A 6,533-nucleotide genomic window follows, 5' to 3' on the forward strand; every position below is an offset into this window, starting at 1 on the left:
ACTCCAGAGGAAGAGTGACGACTGAGGGCAGTGCGCGCGTGAAAGGGCGCGCGAATTCGCGCGGACGGCCCCCCGTGCGGCACGACCGGGTCAGCCGGCGAAGCGGGCCATCCACGCCTCGACCTCGGTCGAGGAGCGCGGCAGACCGGCCGACAGGTTCTCGTGACCCTCCTCGGTGACGACCAGGTCGTCCTCGATGCGGACGCCGATGCCGCGCCACTCCTCGGGCACCGTCAGGTCGTCCGGCTGGAAGTACAGACCCGGCTCGACCGTGAGCACCATGCCCGGTTCGAGGACGCCGTCGACGTACTCCTCGGTGCGCGCCTGCGCGCAGTCGTGGACGTCCAGGCCGAGCATGTGACCGGTGCCCGCCATGGTGAAGCGGCGCTGGAGGCCGAGCTCGTACGCGCGGTCCACGGGGCCCTCGATGAAGCCCCACTCGACCAGGCGCGCCGTCAGATGGCGCTGCGAGGCCTCGTGGAAGTCGCGGTACGGGGCGCCCGGCTTCACCGCGGCCATGCCCGCCTCCTGGGCCTCGTACACCGCGTCGTACGCCTGGCGCTGCACCGGGGTGAAGGTGCCGCTGATGGGGAGGGTGCGGGTGACGTCGGCGGTGTAGAGGGAGTGCGTCTCCACGCCGGCGTCGAGGAGGAGCAGCTCGCCGGGGCGCACCGGGCCGTCGTTGTCCGTCCAGTGCATGATCGTGGCGTGGTCGCCGGCGGCGCAGATCGAGCCGTAGCCGACGTGGTTGCCCTCCAGGCGGGCCCGGCGGAAGAAGGTGCCCTCGATCCACCGCTCGGACGAGGCGATCGCCCGGGAGAGCTCGGCGACGCAGTCGGTGAAGCCGCGCACGGTGGAGTCCACCGCCTTGCGCATCTCGCCGATCTCCCACTCGTCCTTGACGAGGCGGAGGTCGCTGAGCGCGCCCTCCAGTTCGGCGTCGCGCTCCTCGTCGGTGGTGACGGCGTCCTCCAGGGCCGGGTCGACGCCCCGGACGATCCGGGTGGGCACGCCGGAGCCGGCGGCCAGGTCGTCGGTGAGGGCGCGGACGTCGCGGCAGGCCAGTCCGAGGACGGTCTCGGCCTCGGCGAGGGAGCGGCGGCGGCCCATCCACAGCTCGGCCGTGTAGCCGATCCAGAACTCGTCGTTGTCGCGGCTGTCGCGGGGCAGTTGGTAGCAGTACGCGTCGTGGCCGCCGTCGGCGCGCGGTTCGAGGACGAGCGCGCCGTCGCGGGCCTGGTCGCCGGTCATGTGCACATAGCCGGAGTACGGGCGGAACGGGTAGGTGTCGTCGTTGGAGCGGGTCTTGAGGTTCCCCGAGGGGACGATCAGGCGCTCGCCGGGGAACAGTGCGGAGAGCGCGGTGCGGCGTGCGGCCGCGTACGGGGCCTGTGCGGCCGGTTCGAGGTCGTGCCGCTCGGTGTCCGCCCACCCCGTCCTCATCAGAGCGGAGAGCTCCTCGGAGACGCCGTTGTAGAGGCCGTTCTTGCGACCCTTCGCCACGTCCTGCACCTTCTTCCGGATACGTGTTCGACCGCCGCTCGTCGACGGCACCCGGACGGTACTCCGCCACGCGCCCGCCGGTTGCCTGGATCGGACAGTGGCACGGATCGGCCACGCGCGGGGGGCCGGGACGGTCGATAATGCGGTCCATGGCGAACGAGAAGCTCGGTGAGGCACTCCGGATGCTGGGCCTCGGCGAGGAGGCCCGGCGGGTCTACGTCCGGCTCCTGGACCTCGGTCCCGCGCCGCTCGCCGCCGTCGGGGCCGCGGCCGGTCTCGGCGGTGCGGAGCTGTCCGCGGCCTACGGGGAGCTGGTCGACGCGGGCCTCGCCAGTCCGGGCGCGCGGGGCCGGGACCTGGTGGCCCCGGTGCCTCCCGCCGCGGGCCTGGAGATCCTGAAGCGGCACCGGGCCGCGGAGCTGGACGAGTCGCGGATCACCGTCGGCGGCGCCTTCGAGTCGTTCCGGCGGCAGCGGCTCGCCGCGTACAACGACGACCTCGTGGAGGTCGTGACGGGGGACGCGGTCGGCCCCCGGATGCGGCACGCCTGGACCAGCGCGCGCGAGCAGATCCGGCAGCTGGACTCTCCCCCGTACTTCCCGCTGCCGAGCGCCACCGACGACGCGCTGGCGACGCTGGCGCGGGGGGTGACCCAGCGGGTCGTCTACTCGCAGGCGTCGCTGGAGTACCCGGGACAGCTGGCGGACGCGATCGAGCCGTGCGTGGAGGCGGGTGAGCAGGCGCGGGTGCTGCCGTCGGTGCCGGTGAAGCTGGTGATCATCGACGAGTCGTACGCGATGGTCTCCCTCTCCATCAAGGAGGCCGACGTGCACAACACCATGCTGGTGGTGCAGCCGTGCGGCCTGCTGTCGGCGCTCGTCGCGCTGTTCGAGCAGGCCTGGCAGAGCGCGCTGCCGCTGCACGGCCGTTCCGTGCGGCCGGCGGGGCTGCTGCCCGCCGACCGCAGACTGCTGCGGCTGCTCGCCGGGGGCGCGCCCGACGAGGTGATCGCCCGGGAGATCGGGGTCAGCCGCCGCACGCTCTTCCGCCGGATCCAGGTCCTCATGGCCCGCCTCGGTGCCACGAGCCGCTTCCAGATGGCGCTGCAGGCGCAGCGCCAGGGGTGGTTGTGAGACGGCTCAGGTGAGGTGCCGCCGGAGGAAGGTGTGCACGAGGGCGCTGTTGTGGGCGGCCTGTTCGTTGTCCCCTGCGCCCGCGTGGCCGCCGCCGGTGTTCTCGTGGAACAGCACCGGATGGCCGAGTTCCCGCAGCCGGGCGGCCGTCTTGCGCGCGTGCCCGGGGTGGACCCGGTCGTCGCGGGTGGAGGTCATCAGCAGCACCGGAGGATAGGTCCGGTCGGCCGCGAGGCGGTGGTACGGGGACACCTCCCGGAGGTGGACGAGGTCGTCGGCGTCGTCGGGATCCCCGTACTCGGCGATCCAGGAGGCGCCCGCGAGGAGCTTGTGGAAGCGGGTCATGTCGAGCAGCGGGACCTGCGCGACGATCGCGCCGAAGAGTTCCGGGTAGCGGGTGAGCATCGCGCCCATGAGCAGGCCGCCGTTGCTGCCGCCCGAGGCGCCGAGCCGGTCAGGGGTGGTGATCCCGCGGGCGACGAGGTCCCGTGCGACGGCCGCGAAGTCCTCGAAGGCCCGCGGCCGGTCCGCGCCCAGGGCCGCCTGGTGCCAGTCCGGTCCGTACTCGCCGCCGCCCCGGATGTTCGCGATGACGTACGTGCCGCCGCCCTCCAGCCAGGCGCGGCCGGTGACGGCGCCGTAGAAGGGGGTGAGGGAGACCTCGAAGCCTCCGTAGCCGTAGAGCAGGGCCGGGCCGGGCCCGGTGACGGCGTGGTCGGGGCCGATGACGAAGTACGGCACGCGGGTGCCGTCGGCGGAGGTCGCGAAGTGCTGCTCGACCGAGAGACCGGCGGTGTCGAAGCGATCCGGCGCCTGCTTGAGGACCTCCGTGTCACCGCCGATGTGCCCCCGGTGGAGGCTGGAGGGCTGGAGGAAGCCCGACACGTCGAGGAAGTACTCGTCGGAGACGTCCGGGTCCGTGCCCACGACGGCGACGGCGGACAGCGGCGGGACGCCGACGAGCGGGGTACGCGTCCAGCCGGCGCCGTCACGGCCCGGGGTGAGGACCTCGATGTGGGTGCTGACGTCCCGCATCGTCTCCAGGATCAGGTGGTGCCGGGTCCAGGAGTGTCCGGCGAGGGCCGTGCGGGCGTCCGGGGTGAACAGCACCTCCGGCGTCCGGTCGCCCGCGAGGAAGGCGTCGAAGCCGAAGGCGAGGAGGGAGCCGGTGGGCTGCCCGAGCCACGCTGACTTCAGGGTGACGAGGAGGTGCCCGCGGTGGACGTCGACGAGGGCGTCGTCGGGGACGTCGACGCGCACGGTCGCGCCGTCGGGCTCCAGGAGGTACGTCTCGCTGCGGAAGAAGTCCAGCGAGCGGCCCACGAAGTCCCGCTCGAAGCCGGGCGTGTCGTCGCGGTACCCCCAGGCCGACACGTCGGTGTCCGCGGCCTCGTAGACGAGCTCCGCCTCCTCGACCGGTGTGCCGCGCCGCCAGCGGCGGACCGTGCGCGGGTAGCCGGACTCGGTGAGCGAGCCCGGCCCGGTGTCGGTGCCGACGAAGACGGTGTCGTCGTCGATCCAGCCGATCCGCGTCTTGGCCTCCGGCACCTCGAAGCCGCCCTCGACGAACTCCCGCGTGGTCAGGTCGAACTCACGGACCACGACGGCGTCGCCGCCGTCCCGCGAGAGCCGCACCAGGGCCCGGTCGTGGGCGGGCCGGCGCACCCGCGCCCCGTCCCACACCCACTTCTCGTCCTCGGCGGCGGCCAGCGCGTCGACGTCGAGCAGCACCTCCCACTCGGGCGCGTCCTTGCGGTACTGCTCCAGGGTGGTGCGCCGCCACACGCCGCGCACGTGCTCGGCGTCGCGCCAGAAGTTGTAGAGGAACGCGCCGCGCCGCGCGGTGTACGGGATGCGGTCCGAGGCGTCGAGCACCTCCCGCACGCGCGCCTTCAGCGGGGCGAAGCCCGCGTCGGCGGCCAGCGTCTCCGCCGTCTCGGCGTTCCGCTCGGCCACCCACGCGAGGGCGGCCTCGCCGGAGATGTCTTCCAGCCACAGGTACGGGTCGTGTTCGCTCACCCCCGTATTGTGCGGGACCGCGGTCAGCCGCGGTGCGCCCGGTGCAGCCGCACCGCCAGGTGGTGCTGGAGCGGGCGGCCGACGGCGGCGAGGTCGTGGACGAAGTCGAGGGTGTCCTCGCCGGTGAGGGTGTAGCGGCGCCGGGTCGCGTCGACCTGCTTGGCCGTGGGGGCGAGGGCGACCCGGTCGGTCGTGAGGTCGACGGTGGTGCCGTCCGCGCGGCCGACGGCGATCTCCGCGATGCCGGTGGGCTGGGTGATCAGCGCCTCGACCCCGCCGTCGGGCTGCAGCCGCCACCAGCCGCTCTCCCGGGCCGAGGGCCGCAGCGGGGTGCCGTCCTCGTCGATCAGCCAGGCCCGCGCCTCGTAGTGCAGGAAGGGGCGGCCGTCATGGCTGAAGGTGACCTCCTGCTCGTACGCGAACTCCTCGGCGAGCGTGGGGTATCCGCCCCGCCCCCGCCCGGACCAGGTCCCGAGCAGCCCGGCCACCGGGGCGAGCAGGGCGTGCGGCGCGGGCAGCGCGTCCGCCCGGAACGCGTCGGGGTAGGGGTGCTGCCGGTCGCGGTCGTTCATGGGGTGCGCTCCTGGGTCGGGATCGGTGCCGCGGTGCAGCCTATGCGCCGGGCGCCGGGGCGCCGCGCAGGGACGCCCGCAGGACGAGCGTGGTGACGGCGCCCGCGAGGAGACCGAGGACGAGGGCGGCCGGGATGCCGTTGCCGACGCCGGCGGTGGAGTACAGGAGGTCCCGCTGGGGGCCCGTCCGGACCACCGCGATCCGCAGCAGTTGCCCGGCGAGGAGGCCGAACACGGTGGCGCAGACCGTGCCGACGGCCATCGCGGGGAGCGTGACCCGGGTGAGCAGCCCGGGAAGGCGGCGCAGTGCCCACCAGACGACGAGGAGGAGCAGGACGTCGGAGGCGCGGTACAGGAGCCAGTCGCCGAGGGGGCCGCCCTCCGGGGCGGACCAGGCGCCGAGCAGCAGCCACTGGCGCAGCAGGTCGCCCGGCTCGGAGAGGAGCCCGCCGGCCGGGGAGAACTCCTGGAGGGCGGCGGCGACGCGCTGGTACGAGAGCACGACGACGGACAGCGCGATCACGGCCGTCCCCGCGGTGGCGGCCAGGCGCGCGGCGCGGGCCGGGACGTCCGCGCGCGGCGGGGCGGAGGCCTCGGCGGTGATCCGCGCGACGACGACGGTCGCCCCGGCGGCGACGAGCCCGACGGCCACGGGCAGCTGCCGTCCCGACGCGATCACGTTCGCCAGCTGGGGCAGGAAGCGGTAACTGCCGTGCCCGGTCGAGGCGATCAGCCAGGGCGCGGAGGCGGCGACCGCGAGGGTCCCGGCCACCCCGCCCCAGGCCCACAGCGCGAGGAACGCGGCCGTCGTCCGCCCGCGCACCGGCGGCATCCTGCGGACCAGGAGGACGGCGCCGAACACGAAGAACACGAGGACGGCGCCGTACCGGATCTGGAGCGCCGTCGTGTACAGCCCGCCGTAGTGGTCCCTGTCGTCGCTCCCGGTGTCGCCGACGTACCCGGACACCAGGGCGCCGGAGTCGAGGAAGGCCGGGGGGTCGTACGCCCAGGGGGCGAGCCAGATCCGGAGCTCGGCGATCGGCCCGGCGCCGAGCGCGTCGCGGCTGCCCGGCAGGTGCAGCGCGTCCGCACTGGCGCCCGCCCACCACAGCAGGACGGTGAGCAGCAGCCCGCCGGTCAGGGCCGGTATCACCGCGCGCCGATACGTCATGTCGTGTCCCCCGTCGTGATCGTGTCCGGTCAACCGGAGACTAGGGGGTGTTTCGAAAGTCCTGTGCGGTGCCCGCGGTGTCCGGTGCGTGCCCTCGGCGTGCCGGACGAAGGCCCTCGTAGCGGAGCTACTTGG

At 74.0% G+C, this 6,533-nt stretch carries 5 protein-coding genes; 1 reads left to right on the forward strand and 4 read right to left on the reverse strand.

All coding sequences use genetic code 11. From position 1 onward, the window contains the following. Positions 1 to 90: 90 nt before the first annotated feature. Positions 91 to 1,503 (reverse strand): aminopeptidase P family protein, encoded by a 1,413-nt coding sequence (locus ABTY59_RS37560; RefSeq protein WP_352023648.1) that lies wholly within the window; start codon positions 1,501 to 1,503, stop codon positions 91 to 93. A 149-nt stretch (positions 1,504 to 1,652) separates the two neighbouring features. On the opposite strand from ABTY59_RS37560, the gene ABTY59_RS37565 reads away from it, so the two are divergent. Further along, on the forward strand, positions 1,653 to 2,636 hold the full coding sequence (locus ABTY59_RS37565) for a LuxR family transcriptional regulator (protein WP_352023649.1): 984 nt from the start codon (positions 1,653 to 1,655) through the stop codon (positions 2,634 to 2,636). Between the two features lie 6 nt (positions 2,637 to 2,642). On the opposite strand, the gene ABTY59_RS37570 is transcribed toward ABTY59_RS37565, so the two are convergent. From ABTY59_RS37570 to ABTY59_RS37580, 3 genes are read right to left on the reverse strand one after another with little or no spacing between them, the layout of a single operon-like run. After that, the gene (locus ABTY59_RS37570; protein ID WP_352023650.1) at positions 2,643 to 4,655 is read right to left on the reverse strand and encodes a prolyl oligopeptidase family serine peptidase; all 2,013 of its coding nucleotides are present in this window, start codon (positions 4,653 to 4,655) and stop codon (positions 2,643 to 2,645) included. A 23-nt stretch (positions 4,656 to 4,678) separates the two neighbouring features. After that, positions 4,679 to 5,227, reverse strand: a complete 549-nt coding sequence (locus ABTY59_RS37575) for a nitrobindin family protein (protein WP_352023651.1) — start codon at positions 5,225 to 5,227, stop codon at positions 4,679 to 4,681. 40 nt (positions 5,228 to 5,267) lie between these two features. After that, positions 5,268 to 6,398: a hypothetical protein gene (locus tag ABTY59_RS37580; RefSeq protein ID WP_352023652.1), complete on the reverse strand. Its 1,131-nt coding sequence runs from the start codon at positions 6,396 to 6,398 to the stop codon at positions 5,268 to 5,270. Positions 6,399 to 6,533 lie beyond the last annotated feature (135 nt).

It is taken from the genome of Streptomyces sp. NPDC096079, from assembly GCF_040303145.1.
In the GTDB taxonomy this organism is placed as follows: domain Bacteria; phylum Actinomycetota; class Actinomycetes; order Streptomycetales; family Streptomycetaceae; genus Streptomyces.